This is a genomic window from Agromyces sp. NPDC055520 (assembly GCF_053619715.1).
This window is the reverse complement of sequence record NZ_JBSHJY010000019.1, coordinates 1-21,351: the sequence shown is the minus strand read 5'-3', so window position 1 is coordinate 21,351 and position 21,351 is coordinate 1. Positions and strand designations below refer to the sequence as shown.

At 69.9% G+C, this 21,351-nt stretch carries 19 protein-coding genes, 1 tRNA gene, 1 other RNA gene and 1 pseudogene; 13 read left to right on the top strand and 9 right to left on the bottom strand.

All coding sequences use genetic code 11. From position 1 onward, the window contains the following. Positions 1-27: 27 nt before the first annotated feature. Positions 28-100 (top strand) — tRNA-Val (locus ACWGST_RS09760). A 12-nt stretch (positions 101-112) separates the two neighbouring features. Here ACWGST_RS09760 and ACWGST_RS09755 read toward each other — a convergent pair. Then, a complete protein-coding gene (locus tag ACWGST_RS09755; protein WP_452046462.1) occupies positions 113-790 on the bottom strand; it encodes a helix-turn-helix transcriptional regulator in 678 nt (225 codons plus the stop codon). A gap of 130 nt (positions 791-920) precedes the next feature. Between ACWGST_RS09755 and ACWGST_RS09750 the strand changes: the two genes are divergently transcribed. The 7 genes and pseudogenes from ACWGST_RS09750 to ACWGST_RS09720 all read left to right on the top strand — a co-directional run bounded on the left by ACWGST_RS09750 (position 921) and on the right by ACWGST_RS09720 (position 6,847). After that, positions 921-2,159 carry an NAD(P)/FAD-dependent oxidoreductase gene (locus tag ACWGST_RS09750; protein WP_452046461.1) on the top strand — a complete coding sequence of 413 codons (1,239 nt, stop codon included), beginning with the start codon at positions 921-923 and terminating at the stop codon, positions 2,157-2,159. Next, positions 2,156-3,322, top strand: coding sequence for a transaldolase (gene tal / locus ACWGST_RS09745; RefSeq protein ID WP_452046460.1), 1,167 nt, complete (start codon positions 2,156-2,158; stop codon positions 3,320-3,322). Before ACWGST_RS09750 ends, tal begins: the two co-directional genes overlap by 4 nt. Positions 3,323-3,376: 54 nt before the next feature. Further along, positions 3,377-3,964: pseudogene (gene ribA / locus ACWGST_RS09740) on the top strand (GTP cyclohydrolase II); the annotation flags it as partial. A 31-nt stretch (positions 3,965-3,995) separates the two neighbouring features. Next, positions 3,996-4,850, top strand: a complete 855-nt coding sequence (locus tag ACWGST_RS09735; RefSeq protein ID WP_452046459.1) for a Nif3-like dinuclear metal center hexameric protein — start codon at positions 3,996-3,998, stop codon at positions 4,848-4,850. Positions 4,851-4,921: 71 nt separating this feature from the next. Beyond that, the gene (locus ACWGST_RS09730) at positions 4,922-5,659 is read left to right on the top strand and encodes a zinc ribbon domain-containing protein (protein WP_452046458.1); all 738 of its coding nucleotides are present in this window, start codon (positions 4,922-4,924) and stop codon (positions 5,657-5,659) included. A gap of 28 nt (positions 5,660-5,687) precedes the next feature. Beyond that, positions 5,688-6,065, top strand: an RNA gene (gene rnpB / locus ACWGST_RS09725) — RNase P RNA component class A. Positions 6,066-6,127: 62 nt separating this feature from the next. Continuing rightward, positions 6,128-6,847 (top strand): VOC family protein, encoded by a 720-nt coding sequence (locus ACWGST_RS09720; protein ID WP_452046457.1) that lies wholly within the window; start codon positions 6,128-6,130, stop codon positions 6,845-6,847. Here ACWGST_RS09720 and ppgK read toward each other — a convergent pair. Continuing rightward, positions 6,844-7,596: a polyphosphate--glucose phosphotransferase gene (gene ppgK, locus ACWGST_RS09715; protein WP_452046456.1), complete on the bottom strand. Its 753-nt coding sequence runs from the start codon at positions 7,594-7,596 to the stop codon at positions 6,844-6,846. The two genes, ACWGST_RS09720 and ppgK, sit on opposite strands and share 4 nt — an antisense overlap. Positions 7,597-7,631: 35 nt before the next feature. Continuing rightward, complete coding sequence (gene map, locus ACWGST_RS09710) at positions 7,632-8,498, bottom strand: type I methionyl aminopeptidase (protein WP_452046455.1); 867 nt, start codon at positions 8,496-8,498, stop codon at positions 7,632-7,634. Between the two features lie 11 nt (positions 8,499-8,509). Between map and ACWGST_RS09705 the strand changes: the two genes are divergently transcribed. Beyond that, entirely contained in the window at positions 8,510-8,695 is a 186-nt protein-coding gene (locus ACWGST_RS09705; RefSeq protein ID WP_452046454.1) for an SPOR domain-containing protein, read from the top strand. A gap of 18 nt (positions 8,696-8,713) precedes the next feature. Here ACWGST_RS09705 and panB read toward each other — a convergent pair whose 3' ends face one another. Beyond that, the gene (panB, locus tag ACWGST_RS09700; RefSeq protein WP_452046453.1) at positions 8,714-9,598 is read right to left on the bottom strand and encodes a 3-methyl-2-oxobutanoate hydroxymethyltransferase; all 885 of its coding nucleotides are present in this window, start codon (positions 9,596-9,598) and stop codon (positions 8,714-8,716) included. Positions 9,599-9,686: 88 nt separating this feature from the next. Here panB and ACWGST_RS09695 point away from each other — a divergent pair, with 88 nt between their 5' ends. Both ACWGST_RS09695 and ACWGST_RS09690 read left to right on the top strand, forming a co-directional pair. Beyond that, positions 9,687-11,024, top strand: a complete 1,338-nt coding sequence (locus ACWGST_RS09695) for a glutamine synthetase family protein (protein ID WP_452046452.1) — start codon at positions 9,687-9,689, stop codon at positions 11,022-11,024. 8 nt (positions 11,025-11,032) lie between these two features. Continuing rightward, positions 11,033-14,053, top strand: coding sequence for a bifunctional [glutamine synthetase] adenylyltransferase/[glutamine synthetase]-adenylyl-L-tyrosine phosphorylase (locus ACWGST_RS09690; protein ID WP_452046451.1), 3,021 nt, complete (start codon positions 11,033-11,035; stop codon positions 14,051-14,053). Positions 14,054-14,166: 113 nt separating this feature from the next. On the opposite strand, the gene glnA is transcribed toward ACWGST_RS09690, so the two are convergent. Beyond that, on the bottom strand, positions 14,167-15,591 hold the full coding sequence (gene glnA / locus ACWGST_RS09685) for a type I glutamate--ammonia ligase (RefSeq protein ID WP_452046450.1): 1,425 nt from the start codon (positions 15,589-15,591) through the stop codon (positions 14,167-14,169). Positions 15,592-15,730: 139 nt separating this feature from the next. On the opposite strand from glnA, the gene ACWGST_RS09680 reads away from it, so the two are divergent. Further along, complete coding sequence (locus tag ACWGST_RS09680) at positions 15,731-16,165, top strand: RDD family protein (protein WP_452046449.1); 435 nt, start codon at positions 15,731-15,733, stop codon at positions 16,163-16,165. A gap of 28 nt (positions 16,166-16,193) precedes the next feature. On the opposite strand, the gene ACWGST_RS09675 is transcribed toward ACWGST_RS09680, so the two are convergent. The 3 genes from ACWGST_RS09675 to lipB all read right to left on the bottom strand — a co-directional run bounded on the left by ACWGST_RS09675 (position 16,194) and on the right by lipB (position 18,601). Further along, the gene (locus ACWGST_RS09675; RefSeq protein ID WP_452046448.1) at positions 16,194-16,907 is read right to left on the bottom strand and encodes a DUF4191 domain-containing protein; all 714 of its coding nucleotides are present in this window, start codon (positions 16,905-16,907) and stop codon (positions 16,194-16,196) included. A gap of 72 nt (positions 16,908-16,979) precedes the next feature. Further along, positions 16,980-17,969, bottom strand: a complete 990-nt coding sequence (gene lipA, locus ACWGST_RS09670) for a lipoyl synthase (RefSeq protein ID WP_452046447.1) — start codon at positions 17,967-17,969, stop codon at positions 16,980-16,982. Next, positions 17,966-18,601: a lipoyl(octanoyl) transferase LipB gene (gene lipB, locus ACWGST_RS09665; RefSeq protein ID WP_452046446.1), complete on the bottom strand. Its 636-nt coding sequence runs from the start codon at positions 18,599-18,601 to the stop codon at positions 17,966-17,968. Before lipB ends, lipA begins: the two co-directional genes overlap by 4 nt. A 154-nt stretch (positions 18,602-18,755) precedes the next feature. Here lipB and ACWGST_RS09660 point away from each other — a divergent pair, with 154 nt between their 5' ends. Next, the gene (locus tag ACWGST_RS09660; protein ID WP_452046445.1) at positions 18,756-20,324 is read left to right on the top strand and encodes a hypothetical protein; all 1,569 of its coding nucleotides are present in this window, start codon (positions 18,756-18,758) and stop codon (positions 20,322-20,324) included. Here the strand turns inward: ACWGST_RS09660 and sucB are convergent. Next, on the bottom strand, positions 20,321-21,351 hold a 1,031-nt coding region (gene sucB / locus ACWGST_RS09655; protein WP_452046444.1), incomplete at its 5' end, for a 2-oxoglutarate dehydrogenase, E2 component, dihydrolipoamide succinyltransferase. The two genes, ACWGST_RS09660 and sucB, sit on opposite strands and share 4 nt — an antisense overlap.

Genomic DNA, 21,351 nt, shown 5'->3' with positions numbered 1-21,351 from the left:
GCATTGCGGTGCGCCGCGCGCGGTCGCGGGCCTTTAGCTCAGTTGGTAGAGCGCCACGTTTACACCGTGGATGTCGTCGGTTCGAGCCCGGCAGGGCCCACCGTTCGTTCTCTCATTCGGCAGGCAGCCGGTTCGCCGCGAGGTGCACGCAGCAGTACCCCGCGCGAGGCTCGAGCACGGCGCTTCGCTCGTGCTCGTCGACGCCCTCGACCGCGCCCTGCAGCAGCGCCGCGTTCGCACCGCAGATCGTCGAGGTGTGGTTCTGCGCCACCCGGTGGAACGGGCAGTTCGTGAGCAGCATGCCGCCGGCACCGTCGTCGACCGGTTCGTAGCCGAGCCGTTGCAGCACGTCGCGCATCGAGTCGGAGGCCGAACCGAGCGCGCGGCCGAGGTCGGTCGCGACGCGTTCGAGCGTCGGGCGGATGGGTTCTCCGGTGCGATCCGACTCCTCGACGGCGCGGCTCAGCAGCTCGGCGGCGACGTCGTAGCGCCGCTCGGGCACCGACACCGAGATCTCGCCGGCCGCGGGGCTGTAGAGCTTCGCTGGGCGCCCGGCGCCGGGACCCGAGCGCCCGTTGCGGCGCTGGAACTCGGTCACGAGGAGCCCCGCTTCGACGAGGCGGTCGAGGTGGAACGCCGCGGTGCCGCGCGCCATGCCGAGTGCGGCGGCGGCCTCGTCGCGCCCGACGGGGTCTGGATGCTGCGCAACGAACTCGAGCAGAGCCCGCCGTTGCGGGTCCGCGATCGAGGCGACGGCCACGAGGTCGTCGTGGCGTGCTGAGGCGTCCATGCGCGACATCCTATCTCTAAAAAGAGATTTCTTGATGAAAGATGTCGATCTAAAACAAGATTCATTGACTTAAGAATGTTCCGCTCGTACAGTCGGAGTCGAGAGGTGCGTAGCCGAGCACCGGAGATGGATGGTCGTCGTGGGCAGTGCATCGGAGTTCGTCATCGTCGGGGCCGGCCTCACGGGCGCCACGGCGGCCAAGACCCTTCGTGAAGAGGGCTTCGACGGCGCCATCCGCCTGATCGGCGCCGAGGCGCACCATCCGTACATCAGACCGCCGCTCTCGAAGGACTACCTCGCGGGCACCGTCGAGCGCGACACGGTGTTCGTCGAGACGCCCGAGTGGTACCGACGCCACGAGATCGACCTTCGTCTCGACACGACCGTCGTTGCGCTCGACCCGGGCACCCAGCGCGTGCAGACCGATGCCGGCGACTCGATCGCCTACGACGCGCTGCTGCTCGCGACGGGGTCGACCGCGCGCCGACTGACGATTCCCGGCGCCGAACTGCAGGGCGTGCAGACGCTCCGCACCATCGACGACTCCGAGGCGCTGCACGCCGAACTCGCGCAGGGGGGCAAGCGCCTCGTGCTGATCGGCTCCGGCTGGATCGGCATGGAGGTCGCCGCAACCGCCCGAACCCTCGGCAACGAGGTGACCGTGCTCGAACGAGACCCCATTCCGCTCGCGAACGCGCTCGGCGACGAGCTCGGCGCCGTGTTCGCCGAGATGCACGTCGAGCACGGTGTCGACCTGCGGCCGTCGGTCGTCGTCTCCGAGATCACGGGGGCGGCCGGCCGGGTCTCCGGCGTGCGGCTCGACAGCGGTGAACTCTTCGCCGCCGACCTCGTGCTGATCGGAGTGGGCGCGATTCCGAACCTCGACCTCGCTCGCAGCGCCGGCGCCGCGATCGGCTCCGGAGTGCTGACCGATGCCGCGCTCCGCACCGACGTGTCGAACGTCTACGCCGCCGGCGACATCGCCGAGGCCTACCACCCGCTGGCCGGCATGCGGCTGCGCAGCGAGCACTGGGCCAACGCGCTGCACGGCGGTGCGGCCGCCGCTCGATCGATGCTGGGCCAGAGCGTCTCCTACGACGACATCCCCTACTTCTACACCGACCAGTACGACCTCGGCATGGAGTACTCGGGCTTCGGCCCGCTCACCCGCGGCGCCGAGATCGTCTATCGCGGCGATCGAGCGGCACGCGAGTTCGTCTCGTTCTGGGTGGCCGAGGGCCGGGTCGTCGCGGGCATGAACGTCAACGTGTGGGACGTCAACGAGGCCGTGCAGGGCGTCATCCGGCGCGGCAACCAGGTCGATCCGCTGCGACTGGCCGATACGAGTGTGCCCTTGGAGGAGCTGTGAACCCCGCGACATCCCAGACGACGTCTTCGACGAATTCTCCGGCTGCGGTCTCGCCGACGGCGGCGCTCTCCGCCGCCGGCGTCAGCATCTGGCTCGACGACCTGTCGCGCGACCGCATCCTGAGCGGCGACCTGCAACGCCTCATCGCCGAGCGCGATGTCGTCGGGGTCACGACGAACCCCACGATCTTCGCCGCCGCGGTGAGCGGCAGCGACGCCTACGACGAGCAGATCGCGTCCCTCGCCGAAGGCAACCAGTCGGTGGCGGAGGTCGTCTTCGAACTCACGACCGACGACGTGTCGAAGGCGGCCGACATCCTGCGGACGGTGCACGATGCGAGCGGCGGCGTCGACGGCTGGGTCTCGATCGAGGTCGGCGCCGATGCCGCGCACGACACGCTCGCGACGCTCGTCGAGGCGCGAGCCCTCGCCGAGCACATCGCCCGCCCGAACGTGTTCGTGAAGATCCCAGCGACCGCCGAGGGGGTCACGGCCATCACGGCGTCGATCGCACTCGGCATCAGCGTCAACGTCACCCTGATCTTCAGCCTGGAACGCTACGAGGCGGTGATCGACGCCTACCTCACGGGCCTCGAGCGCGCGCACGACGCCGACATCGACCTCCGCGGCATCCGATCGGTCGCGTCGTTCTTCGTCTCCCGGGTCGACACCGAGGTCGATCGCCGGCTCGACGAGATCGGTTCACCGGCGGCGCACGCGCTGCGAAGCCGCGCCGGCATCGCGAACGCGCGGCTCGCCTACGACATCTTCACGCGCGCGTTCGCGAGCGATCGAGCGCAGCGACTCGTCGCACTCGGCGCGAACGTGCAGCGGCCGCTCTGGGCGTCGACCGGCGTGAAAGACCCCGCGCTGCCCGACACGAGGTACGTCGAAGAACTCGTCGCGCGCGACGTCGTCAACACGATGCCCGAGAAGACGCTCGAGGCCGTCTTCGATCACGGCGACATCCACGGCGACACGGTGACGGGCACCGCCGACGAGTCGCGCGCCGTGCTCGCGGGCCTCGCCGACCTCGGCGTCTCGTACGACGACGTCACCGCGACGCTCGAACGCGAGGGCGTCGCCAAGTTCCGCGCATCCGGCGAACAACTCGTCGCGACCGTCGCGTCGGCGCTCGAGACCGCACGATTCGAAAGGCGATGACGGATGCTGCTGCAGCCCGAGCACACTCGTGAGGTCGCGCACGCGATCGCGGATCGCGTCGCCTTCGAGGTGGAGACCGAGATACCGACCGCCCACGGACGCTTCCGCTTCCGTGCCTACCGCGACCTCGTCACGGGCGCCGAGCACCTCGCGATCGTCTCGATGGCCGAGCTGACCGAGGGCGCGCTCGTGCGGGTGCACTCGGAATGCCTCACCGGTGAGGCGTTCTCGTCTGAGAAGTGCGAGTGCGGTCCGCAGCTCGACATCGCCCTCGAGCGCATCGCGAACGGGGGAGTCGTCGTCTATCTGCGCGGCCACGAGGGCCGCGGCATCGGTCTCATCGCCAAGCTCAAGGCGTACCGCCTGCAGCAGTCGGGGCTCGACACGCTCGACGCGAACCTCGCCCTCGGACTTCCCGGCGACGATCGCGAGTACACGGCGGCCGCGGCGATCCTCGACGACCTCGGCCTGCACTCGGTGCGCCTGCTCACGAACAACCCCGACAAGATCGCGCAGCTGACCGCGCACGGCATCGACGTCGTCGAGCGCGTGCCGCTCGTGACGGGCGCCGGCCCGTCGAACCTCGGGTACCTGCGCGCGAAGCGCGACCGCATGGGGCACCTGTTCCCGGCCGACACCTGATCGGCGTCGGCTCCGAAGGTAGGCTGGGCGGGTGACCGCCACCCTCGCCGACCTGCTGACGACGATCGAACGTCTCTGGCCGATCGCGGGCGCCGAGTCGTGGGACTCCTCCGGCCTGGTCGCCGGTGACCCCGCCGCCGACGTGCACCGGGTGCTGTTCACCGTCGACGCCGTCGCCGAGACGATCGACGAGGCGCTCGCCGAGCGGGCCGACCTCGTCATCGCGCACCACCCGCTGCTGCTGCGCGGCGTCACCTCGGTCGCCGAAGACCGGTACAAGGGTGCGCTCATCGCCCGCCTGATCCGCGCGGATTGCGCGCTCGTCACGGCGCACACCAACGCCGACATCGTCGCCGCGGGCACGTCGGCGGTGCTCGCCGATCGGCTCGGGCTCGTTGCGACGAGGCCCATCCAGCCGTCGCCGACGCCCTCGCAGACGTCGTCCACCGAGCGCTTTCCCGATGGCGCGCTCGGTCTCGGCCGGGTCGGGCGGCTCCCCGCGCCGACGACGGTCGGCCGCCTCGCCCGAACGGTCGCAGACATCCTGCCGCCGACGGCGACCGGCGTTCGCGTGGCCGGCGGGTTCGACGACCCCGTCGAGACGGTCGCGGTGTGCGGCGGTGCGGGCGACTCGCTGCTGGCCGACCCGGCCGTGCGTGCCGCCGACGTGTACATCACCGCCGACCTGCGCCACCATCCGGCGTCCGAAGCCCGCGAACAGGCGAGGCTCACGGGCGGCCCCGCGCTCATCGACGTCTCGCACTGGGCCAGTGAGTGGCTCTGGCTCGACGTCGCGGCGGCGCAGTTGCGCGCCGCCCATCCAGAGCTGACCGTGCTCGTCTCCGAACTCCGCACCGACCCCTGGGACTTCCAGATCGTGCAGTGAACGGCATCCCCGCCGTTTCGCAGCACTCCATCCGCCCCGCACCGACGACCCGAACCCACGAGGAGCACCACGTGAAGGCCAGCCCCGCCGAACAAGAACAGCTGCTGCGTCTGCAGTCACTCGACACCCGCCTCACCCAGCTCGCGCACCGACTCGGCTCGCTACCGCAGGCCGCGCCGCTCGCCGAACTCGCCGCGCGCGACCAGGCGGTGCGCGGCACGCGCGCCGAAGCCCTCGGCACGCTCGAAGACGCACGACTCGAGCTCAAGCGGCTCGAGTCCGACGTCGCGGTCGTCGAGGCGCGCATCGCCCGCGACGGCGAACGTCTGCAGCACACTTCATCGGTCAAGGATGTCGCGGCACTCGAGGCCGAACTCGGCTCGCTGCGTCGCCGGCTGAACGACCTCGAAGAGCAGGAACTCGTGGTCATGGAGCGCGTCGAGGAAGCCGATGTCGCCGTCTCGAGCATCGACCTGCAGCGCGACGCGATCGTCACCGAGGTCGCCGCGCTCGAGGCCGAGCGCGACGAGGCGGCGGGCGGTCTCGGCGTCGAACGCGAGCAGACCGAACGCGATCGGGCCGTCGTCGCCGAGGGCGTCGCCGAGCCGTTGCTCGCCTTCTACGAGCAGCGGCGCGTGCGCGGCGGGGGAGTCGGGGCAGCGTTGCTGCGCGCTCGCACCTGCGGCGGTTGCGGCATCACGTTGACGGGTTCCGACCTCGAGGCTGTGCGCCGCTCGGCGCCCGATGAGGTCGTGCTGTGCCCCGAGTGCGATCGCATCTTGGTGCGCACCGACGAGTCGGGCCTCTGACCCGCGAACGGTAGACTCTCATTGCGAGTGGGTCGGCAAGACGGTCGCGTCGCACGGTTCCGATCGTGCGCCGAGGAACGTCCGGGCTCCACAGGGCAGGACGGTGGGTAACTCCCACCCGGGGCAACCCGCGAGACAGTGCCACAGAAAGCAGACCGCCCGGTGTGCAAGCATCGGGTAAGGGTGAAACGGTGGGGTAAGAGCCCACCAGCGGCCGCGGTGACGCGGTCGGCTCGGTAAACCTCGTCCGGAGCAAGGTCAGACAGGGAACGATGGGGCTGCCCGTCCCGTTCCCGGGTAGACCGCTGGAGGGCTGCGGCAACGCAGCTCCGAGAGAGATGGCCGTCCAGCCGGTGTCGCGCAAGCGCCCGGTGAACAGAACCCGGCGTATCAGCCGGCCCATTCGCACCCTTCGGCACTTTGCATCTGTGATGCCGCCGCGCCCGACAAGGATTAGACTCCGCGTCCATGGACATGCTGAAGGGCGAGCAGATCGCCGAGGCGGATCTGACCGACTGGCGCAAGCTCGCCCAGGGGCTTCACGCCCGATACCTGGTCGATGACTTCGGCACCGGGGCGCGGTTCGTCCTCTCGGTGGGCGCGGCGGGCGACGAGCTCGGCCACCACCCGCGAGTGTCGATCGGCAACGGGTTCGTCGATCTCGAGTCGGTCAGCGACGACGCCGTCTACCGCGACGACGACGGCACCGAGTACGTCGTCGAATGGGTGACGCAGCGAGACGTCGATCTCGCCCGACGGATCACCGAGATCGCCGCCGAACACGGGCTCGCCGCCGACCCGGCGTCGGTCAGCGAGACCGAGCTCGGTCTCGACACGGCCCGCTCCGCGACCATCGCCCCGGTGTGGGCCGCCCTTCTGACCGGCAGCGCCGAGTCGCAGGGGCGAGGTTCCCCGAGCGACGAGGTCAGGGACGCCACGGGGCGGGTCCCGAACCTGTGGTTCGGCGACGCAGACGAGAGCGGGACCCCGCGTCAGCGGTTCCACCTCGAGGTCTACGTGGCACCAGAGGTGGCCGAACAACGGATCGCTGCGGCCGTTGCGGCGGGCGGGACCGTCGTCGATGACAGCAACGCGCCCTCGCTCACGGTGATCGCCGACCAGGACGGCAATGAGGGAGTCGTCTGCGTCGACCTGGCCGCTGCGACCAAGCCGTCGAACCCGAGTTAGTGCACCGCGAGCGACGCAGCTCCGAGGATCCCGGCGTTGTTGCGGTGCACCGCGGGCACGATCGGCGTCTTCAGCTCGAGCAGCGGCAGGAATTCGGTGTGGAGCTTCGACACGCCGCCGCCGACGACGAACAGGTCGGGAGAGAACAAGAACTCGAGCTCGGTGTAGAACCGCTGCAATCGCGCGGCCCACGTCGCCCAGTCGAGCGATTCGCGTTCCATCGCCGAGTACGCCGCCCGCTTCTCGGCGGCCGTGCCGTCGACCTCCATGTGCCCGAGCTCGGTGTTGGGCACGAGCACGCCGTCGTAGAGGAACGCCGAGCCGATGCCGGTGCCGAGCGTCGTCAGGATGACGAGGCCCTCGGCGCCGACCGCGGCGCCGTACCGCGACTCGGCGTAGCCGGCGGCATCCGCATCGTTGATGAAGTGGATCTCGCGACCGAAGGCGTCTTCGAAGAGCTGTTCGGCAGGCAGGCCGATCCACTCCTTCGAGATGTTGGCGGCCGACAGCGTGCGCCCGTGTTTGACGACCGCCGGGAAGCAGACGCCGAGGGGAAGCGCATCGCCGAACTCGTCGGAGAGGCCGGCGAGCAGTTCTCTCGTCGCGGCCAGGATGTCGGACGGGCGGCCGCCCTCGGGCGTCGCCACCTTGCGCCGTTCGGAGACGAGATCGCCCGTGTCGAGGTCGACGACCGCGCCCTTGATGCCCGTGCCGCCGATGTCGATGCCGATCGCGTGCTGTGTCGCCATGGGCGCCAGACTATCGCGGCCCGTTCGGGCGGCGTTCAGGGAAGTGTCAGGATCTCGGCGCCGTGCCCGGTGACGACGAGTGTGTGCTCGAACTGGGCGGTCAGTGAGCGATCACGCGTCACGACGGTCCAGTCGTCGGCCCAGACATCCCACTCGATGCCGCCGCCGAGCGTGAGCATGGGCTCGATCGTGAACACCATGCCGGGCTCCATGACGGTGTCGAACTCGGGCGCGTCGTAGTGGGGGATGATGAGCCCGGAGTGGAATGCGCGCCCGACGCCGTGGCCCGTGTAGTCGCGCACGACGCCGTAGCCGAAGCGCTTCGCGTAGGCCTCGATCGCGCGGCCGATCACGTTGACTCGACGGCCGGGGGCGACGGCGCGGATGCCGCGGCGCAGCGCCTCCCGCGTGCGCTCGACGAGTTGCGTGGCCGCCTCGCTCGCCTCACCGACGACGAAGGTGTGGTTCAGGTCGCCGTGGTAGCCGTCGAGATACGCGGTGACGTCGATGTTGACGAGGTCGCCGTCGGCGAGCACGGTGTCGTCGGGGATGCCGTGGCAGATGACCTCGTTCACCGAGGTGCACGACGACTTCGGAAATCCTCGGTAACCGAGCGTCGACGGGTACGCGCCGTGGGAGACGACGAACTCGTGCGCGATGCGATCGAGCTCGTCGGTCGTGACGCCCGGCCGGATCGCGGCGGCCGCCGCGTCGATCGCACCGGCGGCGACACGCCCGGCCGCTCGGATCCGCTCGATCTCGTCGGGCGTGTACGAGTCGCCGCCGTCGTACGGCGCGGGCGCCCGCTTGCCGACGTATTCGGGTCGCGGAATGTCGGCCGGCACCGCTCGAAGCGGCGAGAGACGGCCGGGGATCAGGTGGCCTGAGGCGTCCTTTGGCATAGGATCAGCCTATGGCCGAGGATGTCGAGCACATGTTCTGGTACAACCTGAACACCGGTGAGGTGGAGCAGGGATTCGTGTCGCCGTCGGTCGACCGGGTCGGGCCCTTCGAGACCCGCGCCGAGGCCGAGCGGGCGCTCGAGATCCTGCGCGAGAACAGCGCGAAATGGGCCGAAGAAGACGCGGCCGACGACTGAGCTGCTCCGACGACTGAGCTACTCGTACGAGTGCTCGGAGTTGGGGTACACACCGGCTTCGACGTCGGTGCGCCACTCTTTCGCGGCGGCGCTCAGCGTGCCGGCGAGGTCGGCGTACTGCTTTACGAACTTCGGCACCCGGCCGACCGTGAGGCCGGCCCAGTCCGTCCAGACGAGCAGTTGACCGTCGGTGTGCGGCCCGGCTCCGACGCTGATGGTCGGGATGTCGAGGAGTTCGGTGACCTGCCGCGCGGCATCCGCCGGCACCATCTCGAGCACGACGGCGAACGCGCCCGCATCCTGCACCGCCTTCGCGTCGGCGAGCAACCGCTTGACGCCCTCGCCGCGCCCCTGGATCACGTGGCCGCCGAGGCCGTGCTCGCTCTGCGGCGTGTAGCCGATGTGGGCCATCACGGGGATGCCGGCGCCGACGATGCGCCGGATCTGCTTGTGGCTGCGCTCTCCGCCCTCGAGCTTGACGGCGTGCGCCCCCGTCTCTTTCATGAAGCGAACCGCGGTGTGCAGGGCGTCTTCGGGGCCGTTCTCGTAGGAACCGAACGGCATGTCGGCGATGACGAAGGCGCGTTTGACTGCGCCGGCGACCGCACGCGTGAGGGGGATCAGCTCGTCGACCGTCACCGCGAGCGTGGTCTCGTAGCCGAACACGTTGTTACCGGCCGAGTCGCCGACGAGCAGGAAGTCGATGCCCGCCTCGTCGAAGATGCGCGCCGTCAACTGGTCGTAGCTCGTGAGGCCGGTGATCTTGATGCCGTCGCGCTTGGCGTTCTGGAAGTGCCGGGTTCGCACGCGCTTCGGCCCCCCGGTCGCGGCGGCGCCCCCGTAGGGGTTCAGCTCGGTGCCGGTCGACGTGTCGGATGCTGCGTTCTGGGGCTCGCCTGACATGCGCCAAGTCTGGCACACGAGGCATGCGTCACCGGCCGCGTCGGCGCGCCCTGAGCCAGTACGCTGAGAGGTGCGAGAGAGGGTGTGGATGGATAAGCAGCGCGACTTCGTTCTTCGCACGATCGAGGAGCGAGGGGTCAAGTTCGTCAGACTCTGGTTCACCGACGTGGTCGGCACCTTGAAATCGGTGGCGATCGCGCCCGCCGAGGTCGAGGGCGCGTTCACCGAGGGCATCGGCTTCGACGGCTCGGCGATCGAGGGGCTGAGCCGCACCTTCGAGTCCGATCTGCTCGCCTACCCCGACCCGACCACGTTCCAGACGTTGCCGTGGCGCGGCGACATCGACCCGACCGCACGCATGTTCTGCGACATCACGACGCCCGACGGCGAGCCGGCGGTCTCCGACCCGCGCAACGTGCTGAAGCGCACGCTCGCGCGCGCGGCCGATCGCGGATTCACGTTCTACACGCACCCCGAGATCGAGTTCTACCTGCTGAAGTCGTCGAAGTACGGCCCCGAGGGTCCGCAGCCCGTCGACTCGGCTGGGTACTTCGACAATGTGCCGGGCGGCACCGCCCACGACTTCCGTCGTCGTTCGGTGCGCATGCTCGAAGACCTCGGCATCTCGGTCGAGTTCAGCCACCACGAGGCGGGCCCCGGCCAGAACGAGATCGACCTTCGCTACGCCGACGCGCTCACCACGGCCGACAACATCATGACGTTCCGCACCGTCATCAAAGAGGTCGCGATCGAGCAGGGCGTCTACGCCACCTTCATGCCGAAGCCCTTCTCGCAGTACCCGGGTTCGGGCATGCACACGCACCTCTCGCTGTTCGAGGGCGACGCCAACGCGTTCTACGAGCCGGGCGCGCAGTACCAGTTGTCGAAGATCGGGCGTCAGTTCATCGCCGGCCTCCTGCACCACTCGGCCGAGATCTCGGCGGTGACGAACCAGTTCGTGAACTCGTACAAGCGCCTCTGGGGCGGCGACGAGGCACCCAGTTTCGTCTGCTGGGGCCACAACAACCGGTCGGCCCTCGTGCGAGTGCCGCTCTACAAGCCCAACAAGGGTCAGAGTGCCCGCGTCGAGTACCGCGCGATCGACTCGGCGGCCAACCCCTACCTCGCCTTCTCGCTGCTGCTCGCGGCCGGCATGAAGGGCATCGAAGAGGGGTACGAACTGCCGCCCGAGGCCGAAGACGACGTGTGGGCACTGACCGACCGTGAGCGACGTGCGCTCGGCTACGACCCGCTGCCGGCGAGCCTCGACCACGCGATCCAGTTCATGGAGGAGTCCGAGCTCGTCGCCGAGACGCTCGGCGAGCAGGTCTTCACCTACGTGCTCGCGAACAAGCGCGCCGAGTGGCGCGACTACCGCTCGCAGGTCACGCCGTTCGAACTGCAGCGCAACCTCGAGATCCTCTGACGCAGCGGATGTCTCGTCGGGCCCCCACCCTCGGAAGAGTCGCTCGTGCGGGCTTCGCCGATCTCGGGGTCGCCGGGGCGTCGCTCGAGTCGTTGTCCGCCGACACCGGCATCGACGTCGAGGTGCTGCTCGAGGTGTTCGCCCAGGCCGCCGACCCCGACGACGCGCTCGCGTTCGTCACGCGTCTGCACGAACAGGCGCCGGCCGAGATCACGGGTGTGCTCGAACATGAGCAGGCCGCGGCGCGTCTGGTGCGACTCGTCGGGGCGTCCCGTGGGTTCGCTGACTTCCTGCTGCGGCATCCCTCTGAGCTCTCGATGTTCGCGCAGGTGCCGGAGGCGCCGCCCACCGTCGCCGAGGCGCGTGCATCGATGCTCGCCGCACTCGACGACGTCGCAGCGACCGCTCCCGCCGAGCTCGCCGAGGCGGCCGCGCGCGCGATTCGCATCCGCTACCGACGATTGCTGGCGGATGTCGCGGTGTACGACCTCACCCGAGCGGACGCCGTCGACGTGGTCGACGTCGTCGCCGCCGGGCTCGCCGATCTCGCCGGTGCCACGCTCGATGCCGCCCTCGCGGCAGCTCGCCGCGTCGCCGGGCGCCTGCCCGGGGAGCCCGCCGCACCCGGCCGTTATCCGGCGGCCGAGGTCGAGGCGACCCGGCTCGCGATCATCGGCATGGGCAAGGCCGGTGCTCGCGAGCTCAACTACGTGAGCGACGTCGACGTCATCTTCGTCGCCGAATCGGCCGACGAAGAGGTCGTCGCCACACCTCGCGCACTCGAGATCGCGACCCGGCTCGCGATGCTGACGATGCGCATCATCGGCGAGCCCGGCATCGAGCCGCCCCTCTGGGAGGTGGACCCGAACCTCCGCCCCGAGGGCAAGGACGGCGCACTCGTGCGCACCCTCGAGTCGCATCTGCAGTATTACGACCGGTGGGCCAAGAGCTGGGAGTTCCAGGCGCTGCTGAAGGCGCGCCAGCTCGCCGGCGACCTCGAGCTCGGCGGCCGATACTGCGACGGCGTCGCGCCCAAGGTGTGGTCGAGTTCGAGCCGCGAGGGCTTCGTCGAATCCGTGCAGGCGATGCGCGAACGCGTCACCGATCACATTCCCGCCGACGAGATCGACGTGCAGATCAAGCTCGGGCCAGGAGGCATCCGCGACATCGAATTCACCGTGCAGCTGCTGCAACTCGTGCACGGAGCCTCCGACGACGGCATCCACCAGCGCGGCACGCTGCCGGCACTCGCCGCCCTCGCCGAACTCGGCTACGTCGGCCGCGAGGAGGCGGCCGAGTTCGCGCGCGACTACCGGGTACTGCGCGTGCTCGAGCATCGGGTGCAGCTCGAGAGGTTGCGCCGCACGCACCTCATGCCGCGCGACGAGCACCGGCTGCGCGTGCTGGCACGCGCCTCGGGTCTCGGCCGTACGGCGAACGAACTCACGGCCGTCTGGCAGGGCACGCGGCAACGGGTGCGCGGTCTGCACGAGCGGCTCTTCTACCGGCCGCTGCTGTCGGCGGTCGCGGCACTGCCGGCGTCGGGGCTCGGCCTCACGACCGAGCAGGCCGGAGCGCGCCTCGCGGCGATCGGGTTCCGCGACCCGCGCGGCGCCCTCGCCCACATCGCGGCGCTGACGGCCGGCGTCTCACGCCGTGCGCAGATCCAGCGCACCCTCATGCCCGTGCTCATCTCATGGTTCGCCGACGGCACCGATCCCGACTTCGGGCTGCTCTCGTTCCGGCGGCTCAGCGACACGCTCGGCACCACGCACTGGTACCTGCGGTTGCTCCGCGACTCCTCCGATGCGGCACTGCGGCTCACCCGGGTGCTCTCGGGCTCGCGTTTCGCCGCCGAACTGCTCGAACGCAGCCCCGAGTCGGTGGCGTGGCTCGAAGACCTCGACGAACTGCGCCCGCGCAGTCTCGCCGCCCTCGAAGACGAGACCCGTGCGGTGCTCGCCCGCCATGAGCAGCCCGACGTCGCTGCCAAGATCTTCCGCGCCATCCGTCGCCGCGAGGTGCTGCGGCTCGCGCTGTCCGGCATCCTCGACGTCTGCACGGTCGAAGAACTCGGCCACGCCTTGAGCGACGTCACCGAGAACCACATCGCCGCCCTCGTCGCCGCCATCCGCGGCGGCGAACCCGACGGTATCGAGTTCGCGGTGATCGGCATGGGCCGCTTCGGTGGTCGCGAACTCGGCATCGGTTCCGACGCTGACATCATCTACGTCTACCGGGTCGCGGATGCCGCGGCCGACGCCGCCCATTCGCGGGCTCTGCGCATCGTGGCCGAACTGGTGCGACTCAGCGAAGACGCGCGCCTGCCGTTCGACCTCGACGCCGACCTGCGGCCCGAGGGGCGCAACGGCGTGGTCGCCCGGTCGCTCGACGCCTACCGCGCCTACTATGCGAGATGGTCGCTGACGTGGGAGGCACAGGCGCTGCTGCGCGCCCGCGGCGTCGCCGGCGACCGGGCGCTCGTCGACGATTTCACCCGGCTCGCCGACACCGTGCGCTACCCCGAGGCGATCAGCGAGCGCGACGTGCGCGAGGTCAAGCGCATCAAGGCCCGCGTCGAGAACGAGCGGCTGCCGCAGGGCGCCGACCCGACCCGGCACCTGAAGCTCGGGAGGGGTTCGCTCTCGGACGTGGAGTGGTTCGTGCAGCTCATCCAGCTGCAGCACGCCGCCGCAGTGCCGGCGCTGCGCACGACCTCGACCCTCGACGCCCTCGCGGCGGCCGTCGAGCACGGTCTCGTCGAGGCATCCGATGCCGAGACGCTGCGGGCGGCGTGGGTCTTCGCGTCGCGGGCCCGGTCGGCACTGACGCTCTGGCTCGACCGCACGACCGACGTGCTGCCCGTCGAACGCTCGCAGCTCGAGGGCGTCGCCCGCATCATGGGCTACCCGCCCGGCTCGGCCACACAACTCGAGCAGGACTACCTGCACGTCACGCGCCGGGCACGCGCCGTCTTCGACCGTGGCTTCTACGGCGTCGAGCCCCGACGCGAGCCGACCTCGGGCTGAACGCGAGATGGGCCCGCCCCGCCGAAGCGGTGCGGGCCCATCAGGGCCGGGATCTCACGACTGCACGGGGGATGCAGGCCCGGATCTTGGCGGCTGCAGAGGGGGCTGCAGGGTCAGACGCCGTAGTAGAGCTCGAACTCGAACGGGTGTGGGCGCTGAGCGAGGGGCTTCAGCTCCTTCTCGCGCTTGTAGTCGATCCAGGTCTCGATGAGCTCCTTGGTGAACACGCCGCCCTCGAGGAGGAAGTCGTGGTCGGCCTCGAGCGCGTCGAGCGCCGCGTCGAGCGAACCCGGCAGCTGCGGGATGGCTTTGGCCTCCTCGGGCGGAAGCTCGTAGAGGTCTTTGTCGACGGGCTCGTGGGGCTCGATGCGGTTCTTGATTCCGTCGAGGCCTGCCATGAGCTGTGCCGCGAAGGCGAGGTATGGGTTGCTCGCGCCGTCGGGCACGCGGAACTCGATGCGCTTGGCCTTCGGGTTGGTGCCTGTGATCGGGATTCGGATGCACGCCGAGCGGTTGCCGGCCGAGTACACGAGATTGACGGGAGCCTCGAAGCCGGGAACGAGCCGGCGGAAGGAGTTGACGCTCGGGTTGGTGAACGCGAGCACGGCCGGGGCGTGCTTCAGCAGGCCGCCGATGTACCAGCGGGCGAGATCGGAGAGCCCGCCGTAGCCGGCCTCGTCGTAGAACAGCGGCTTGCCGTCGCTCCAGAGCGACTGGTGGGTGTGCATGCCCGAGCCGTTGTCGCCGAAGAGCGGCTTCGGCATGAAGGTCGCCGTCTTGCCCCACTGATCGGCGGTGTTCTTCACGATGTACTTGAACTTCAGGATGTCGTCGGCTGCGGCGACCATCGTGTCGAAGCGGTAGTTGATCTCCTGCTGTCCGCCGGTGCCCACTTCGTGGTGCGAACGCTCGAGCTGGAAACCCGCCTCGATGAGCTTGAGCGAGATGTCGTCGCGCAGGTCGGCCGTCTTGTCGACCGGGCTGACGGGGAAGTAGCCGCCCTTGAAGGGCGTCTTGTTGGCGAGGTTGCCGCCCTCCTCCTTGCGGCCGCTGTTCCAGGCGCCCTCTTCGGAGTCGACCGAGTAGAAGCTCGAGTGCTGGTTGACCTCGTAGCGCACGTCGTCGAAGATGTAGAACTCGGCCTCGGGGGCGAAGTACGCGGTGTCGGCGATGCCGGTCGAGGCGAGGTACTTCTCGGCCTTCTTCGCGACCTGGCGGGGGTCCTTCGAGTAGATCTCGCCGTTGCGCGGGTTGTAGATGTCGAAGACCATGACGAGGGTGCGCTCGGCACGGAACTGGTCGATGTACGCGGTCGTCACATCGGGGATGAGCTGCATGTCGGACTCGTGGATGTTCGCGAAGCCGCGGATCGAGGAGCCGTCGAACAGCTGGCCGACGGTGAAGAACTCTTCATCGACGGTGGAGGCCGGGATGTTGAAGTGCTGCTGCACGCCCGGAAGATCGGTGAAGCGGATGTCGAGGAACTTGACATCCGTGTCGGTGATGAACTTGAGAACTTCGGACGAATCGCGGAACATGTTTGCGCAGTCTCCAAGAGGATCTAGGGCCGGACGGGCTTTTCACGGCCGTGAGTGAGGCTAACCCGGCGCCGTTTCCCTGCCGTGACCGGAATGTTTCGGCCATGTTACGCCCAACACGGCTCGGTAGACTCGTGTGGTGCCAGACGCGAAACCCCAGACCTTCGGAGACCTCGAACCGAGCCGGTGGCCCGGTGAGCGCCTCGGGCTGCCGCGCGAGGGGCGGGGTTCGGTCGCCCGGGCCGGTCGGCGTCTCGCCGCACTCGCGGTCGACTGGGCGAGCGCGATGCTCATCTCGCTGCTCTTCACGCCCTACGAGTCCGTCGCGTACACGTGGGTCACGCCGCTCGTGTTCGGTCTGCTGCAGATCGTGTTCATCCCGACCATCGGGGGCAGCATCGGGCACCGCCTGCTCGGCATGCGGGTCATTCCGCTCGACGGCGGATGGGTGGGCGCCTGGCGGCCCGTTGTGCGCACCGCTCTGCTGTTGATCGTCGTGCCCGCACTCGTCTGGGACTCCGACCAGCGCGGCTTCCACGACAAGATCGCCGGCACGGTGCTGATCCGCTACTGATCTCGTCCGCCACTGATCCTGGTTCGGGTCAGCGCATCTTGCCGCGCTGGGGCCGAGCCTTCATCGGGTCGATGCCCTTGGGGATCGGCAGGGAGTTCTGCAGCGAGTTGAGACGGTTCGAGACGGCGAGCACCTCGGGCTTCGTGAGCGCCTTCGTCGTCTTGCGCAGCGCCGACGGCAGCTTGTGCAGTGCGATCGAGCCCTCGTCGTCTCCCACCGAGATGAGCGTGATGGGAACGTTCGGCAGAATGCGTGTGACCTTGCGCTGCTCGTCGTCGAGCATGCGCTTCGTGCGCGAAACGGGGCCCTCGCTGATGAGGGCGACGCCGCCGCGGCCGACGGCACGGTAGACGGCGTCCTGCGTCTTGCCGTTCACGGCGACGGGCATCTCATTGCCCACCCAGCCGCCGCGCAGACCACTGCGGAGCACGGCGCCGACGGCACCTGGTTGGCCCTCGATCTGGGAGTACGCGGCCCGCTCGGCACGACGACCGAGGATCACGAGGGCGATGAGCAGACCCGCGAGCACACCCGCGACGACCCAGAGCGCGATCGTGAAGCCGTTGCCCTCGCCGAGCCAGAGCGCCAGACCGAGGCCCACCAGCACCGGGGCGAGGAACCCGAGGAGCATCAACCACTGCGCGGTGGAGTCGTAGCGGCGGGTCATCTGGAAGACCTGCCACATCTGCTTCAAGCGGCCGGGCTCTTTCGGAGCCTTCGATGCGTCCTTGGTGCGTGCCATGGTCTCAAGGATACCGGCGCGGAGCGTCGTCTCGGACCGCGTGCGCTCGCGGCCCGAGACGACGCGAGCCCGTCAGCCGACGGCCTGCGCGAAGCCGAGCGAAGTGTCGGCGAGGTGGGCGAGCTCAACGGGCAGCTGCCGCCCCTTCGCGTGCATCGACTGCGCCCAGAGCCGGCCCGCACGGTACGACGAGCGCACGAGCGGACCGGCGAGCACGCCGAGGAAGCCGATCGACTCAGCCTCCTCTTTGATGTCGACGAACTCCTCGGGCCGCACCCAGCGCGCGACCGGCAGATGACGCGGGCTCGGCCGCAGGTACTGCGTGACCGTGATGATGTCGGTGCCGGCGTCGTGCAGGTCGTGCAGGGCCTGCGAGATCTCGGCCCGCTCCTCGCCCATGCCGAGGATGAGGTTCGACTTCGTGATGAGCCCGGCGTCGCGGCCCTGCGTGATCACGTCGAGCGAGCGCTCGTAGCGGAATGCGGGGCGGATGCGCTTGAAGATGCGCGGCACCGTCTCGACGTTGTGCGCGAAGACCTCGGGTCTCGCGCCGAAGACCTGCTGCAGCAGCTCGGGTTCGCCGTTGAAGTCGGGAACCAGGATCTCGACGCCGGTGCCGGGCGACTGGGCGTGGATCTGGCGGATCGTCTCGGCGTAGAGCCACGCGCCGCCGTCGGGCAGATCGTCGCGGGCGACACCCGTGACGGTCGAATAGCGCAGTTGCATCTTCACGACCGATTCGCCGACGCGGCGAGGCTCGTCGGCGTCGTAGTCGGCCGGCTTGCCGGTGTCGATCTGGCAGAAGTCGCAGCGGCGCGTGCACTGCGCGCCGCCGATGAGGAAGGTCGCCTCGCGGTCCTCCCAGCACTCGTAGATGTTCGGGCAGCCGGCCTCCTGGCAGACGGTGTGCAGCTCTTCGCTCTTCACGAGCGACTGGAGCGCCCGGTATTCGGGGCCCATCTTCGCACGCGTCTTGATCCACTCGGGCTTGCGTTCGATCGGCGTCTGGGCGTTGCGGACTTCGAGGCGCAGCATCCTGCGCCCCTCGGGAATCGTGCTCACGCGGCGATCGCCGCCTCGGCGCGGAACCGCGCTGACACGGCTTCGACGAGATCTGCCGGGGTCACGGTGCGACCCAGTTCGCGGCTGATCGTGGTGACTCCCGCGTCGCGGATGCCGCACGCGACGATGCGGTCGTAGGCGTCGAGCTCGTTGCTCGCGTTGAGGGCGAAGCCGTGCATCGTGACGCCGCTCTCGACCCTGATGCCGATGGCGGCGATCTTGTTCTCCCGGCCGGGCGCGCCGACCCAGACACCCGATCTGCCGTCGACACGACGGGACTCGAGCCGGAGGCCGGCGAGCACGTCGATGAGGATGCCCTCGAGTCGTCGCACGTAGCCGACGACGTCGATGGGTTCGGGCAGACGCAGGATCGGGTACCCGACGAGTTGGCCGGGGCCGTGCCAGGTGATCTTGCCACCGCGGTCGACGTCGATGACGGGGGTTCCGTCGGTCGGCCGCTCGTCGGGCGCAGTGCGCTTTCCGGCGGTGTAGACCGAGGGGTGCTCCAGCAGGAGGACGGTGTCGGGGCGTTCGCCCGCGACGACCGCGCGATGGACGGCGCGCTGAAGGTCGAGACCTTCGATGTACGGCACGGAGTTGGCGCTTAGCCCCGTGACGACGATGTCGAGCATGGGATCCAGCCTAGGTCACTCGTCCTCCACAGTCGGCCGACGTGCGCGATCGTCCACAATCGGCGGGCGACCGCTCTCGTCGGCCGCTCCGGCGCAGCACGCTGGCCGAATGGTGCGACATGGCAGACGAGTCCCAGACGCCGAACCGGCTCCCGTGCGGTCGACCCCGACGGAGGCGACGCTCGCCGGCTATCGGCTGCTGCGGCGCATCGCCTCGGGCGAGCGTGCCGACGTCTTTCTCGCGACCGTCGACGAACGGTACGAGACCGCACCCGACGAGCCCTCGCCGCTCGTGGTCGTGCGGGTCTACGACGCGGCAGCTTCCGGTGCGGCGCTCGCGGTCGAGATCGAGGCGATGTCGACGGATGCCTCGGGGTCGCTGCCCGAACTCTTCGACGTCGCGACCCTCGACGACGGGCGTTGCGCGCTGGCGGTCGAGCGGCTCAGCGGGCCGTCGCTGGCACGCCTGCTCGCCGAACGCCGGCTGGCAGCCGGCGAGGCGGTCACGATCCTCGCGCCGATCGTGGTCGCCATGGGCGAGCTCGCCCGACTCGGCTTCGTGCACACGAGGCTCACGGCCGGCGACGTGCAGCTCGACGGCGAGGGGCGCCCACGGCTCATCGGGCTTGGCTCCCTTGCGCGCCTGCCGGTGGCCCCGCACGAGCGCACGCCGCTGCTGCGTGCCGGGCACGTCGCCCTCGCCGAGCTGATCGACGACGTGGTCGCCTGCACCGACCGGCCAGAGCAGCTCATGCCCGTCGCCGAGCTCCTGCACGACCGGGTCGCGGCACGGCCGTTCACGCCGTGCGAAGGTGAACTCGAGCGGGCGTTGTTCGCAGTGGCCGCGCCGATGCCCGTCGGCGGTGTCGTCGTTACGGCGCGTCGACCCGGGCTGCCGGCCCGGATGACCGCACCGCTCCACCCCGTGATGTCGGCCGGACCGGACCCGACTGACGCGCCGACGGGCCGTCCCCGCGACGATCAGGGGGCCGCCCGCGACGATCAGGGGGCCCAGGGCCGGCGCACGCTGCTCGAACTCGCGCAGTGGCCCGCCTTCCTCGCCGGCGGAGACCGGCGTGAACACGATCGTGCGGCCGGCACGGGCCTCGCTGCGCGTGTTCGGCTCGCGGTGCGTCGGCGGCGTTCGTCCCTGCTCGTCGCGGGCCTCGCCGGTGGGGGAGTGCTGACGCTCCTGTTGACGATGGTGCCGCCCGCCGCCGCTGGCGGTGACGGAGTCGACGGGCCGGCGGGAGCCGGGTCGGGGGAGAGCTCGCCGGGCGGGCGGGGCGGCGCCGCTGCCGATCCCGAGGCCACGGCAGGCGATGCCGTGGCAGGTGACGTCGCCGCAGGCGGCGCCGAAGCGGGGGACGCGGCAGCAGCACCCGGTGGGCCCGCGGCCGATGACGACGTCGTCTCCGCGGTGCAGCGGCTGCTCGAGCGGCGCCAGGAGTGCTTCGACGCGCTCGACCTGACGTGCCTGTCAGAGGTGGTGCAGCCGGGTTCGGCGCTCGAGTCGGCCGACGCTGCGGCGATGGCCGCGGCCCGCGACGGCGGGAAGGTGCCCGCCGAACTCGACGCGACCGGAGTCTCCATCGTCACCGAGATGGGGTCGGCGGTGCTCCTGACCGCACCCTATGCGGGGGTGGCGGCGGAACGCGAACCGGCCTCGCTGCTCGTGATGAGAAGCGAGGCCGGTTGGCGACTGCGAGAGATCTTCGACTAGATGCCGAGGTCTGTCTCGAACGCGCCCTCTTCGAGGCGCTGCTTGACCGCGGTCAGGAAGCGGGCCGCGTCGGCGCCGTCGATGATGCGGTGGTCGTACGAGAGGGCCAGGTAGACCATCGAGCGCACGGCGATCGCATCGGCGCCGTCGGTGGAGACGACCACCGGGCGCTTCACCACCGTGCCGGTGCCGAGGATCGCCGACTGGGGCAGGAACACGACGGGCGTGTCGAAGAGCGCGCCCCGCGAACCCGTGTTCGTCAGGGTGAAGGTGCCCCCCGAGAGCTCGTCGGGCTTCAGCTGGTTGTTGCGCGTGCGCTCGGCGAGATCGGCGATCTGAGCGGCGAGACCGGCCAGGTCGAGGTCGGCCGAATCGCGGATCACAGGAGTGAGGAGGCCCCGCTCCGTGTCGACCGCGATGCTCATGTTCTCTTGCGCCGGGTAGACGATGCTGTCGCCGTCGACCGTCGAGTTGATGATCGGGTACGCACGAAGCGCCTCGGCGGCCGCCATCGCGAAGAACGGCAGGAACGAGAGCTTGTTGCCGGTCTTTGCGAGGAACTCGCCCTTGACCTTGTCGCGCAGGCGCGCCACGCGGGTCACGTCGACCTCGACGACGGTCGTGAGCTGTGCGGTCGACGTCATCGAGACGACGGCGCGCTCGGCGACGACCTTGCGCAGGCGCGTCATCGGCACGGTCGTGCCGCGTAGCGGCGAGATCTCGAGCGCCTGGCGCACGGGTGCGGCGACGGCAGCGGATGCCGCGGGCGGGACGTTCGCCGAGATGACGTCTTGCTTGCGGATGCGACCGCCGACCCCGGTGCCCGTGACACTCGCGAGGTCGACGCCCTGCTCGTTCGCGAGCTTGCGCACGATCGGCGTGACGTAGCCGGCGGGGCCGGCGTGCGAGCCGCCCGTCGGGGCGGCGGGGGCGACGGCGGCCGGAGCCACGGCCGCCGGGGCGACCGGTGCCTGCGCGACGGGCTCTGCCACGGGAGCGACGGGAGCAGCCGGAGCGACAGGTGCGG

Coding starts and splice junctions, on each gene's coding strand:
- ACWGST_RS09755 (WP_452046462.1), bottom strand. CDS start 790: ATGGACGCCTCAGCACGCCACGACGACCTCGTGGCCGTCGCCTCGATC.
- ACWGST_RS09750 (WP_452046461.1), top strand. CDS start 921: ATGGTCGTCGTGGGCAGTGCATCGGAGTTCGTCATCGTCGGGGCCGGC.
- ACWGST_RS09720 (WP_452046457.1), top strand. CDS start 6,128: ATGGACATGCTGAAGGGCGAGCAGATCGCCGAGGCGGATCTGACCGAC.
- ppgK (WP_452046456.1), bottom strand. CDS start 7,596: ATGGCGACACAGCACGCGATCGGCATCGACATCGGCGGCACGGGCATC.
- map (WP_452046455.1), bottom strand. CDS start 8,498: ATGCCAAAGGACGCCTCAGGCCACCTGATCCCCGGCCGTCTCTCGCCG.
- ACWGST_RS09705 (WP_452046454.1), top strand. CDS start 8,510: ATGGCCGAGGATGTCGAGCACATGTTCTGGTACAACCTGAACACCGGT.
- panB (WP_452046453.1), bottom strand. CDS start 9,598: ATGTCAGGCGAGCCCCAGAACGCAGCATCCGACACGTCGACCGGCACC.
- ACWGST_RS09695 (WP_452046452.1), top strand. CDS start 9,687: ATGGATAAGCAGCGCGACTTCGTTCTTCGCACGATCGAGGAGCGAGGG.
- ACWGST_RS09690 (WP_452046451.1), top strand. CDS start 11,033: ATGTCTCGTCGGGCCCCCACCCTCGGAAGAGTCGCTCGTGCGGGCTTC.
- glnA (WP_452046450.1), bottom strand. CDS start 15,591: ATGTTCCGCGATTCGTCCGAAGTTCTCAAGTTCATCACCGACACGGAT.
- ACWGST_RS09675 (WP_452046448.1), bottom strand. CDS start 16,907: ATGGCACGCACCAAGGACGCATCGAAGGCTCCGAAAGAGCCCGGCCGC.
- lipB (WP_452046446.1), bottom strand. CDS start 18,601: ATGCTCGACATCGTCGTCACGGGGCTAAGCGCCAACTCCGTGCCGTAC.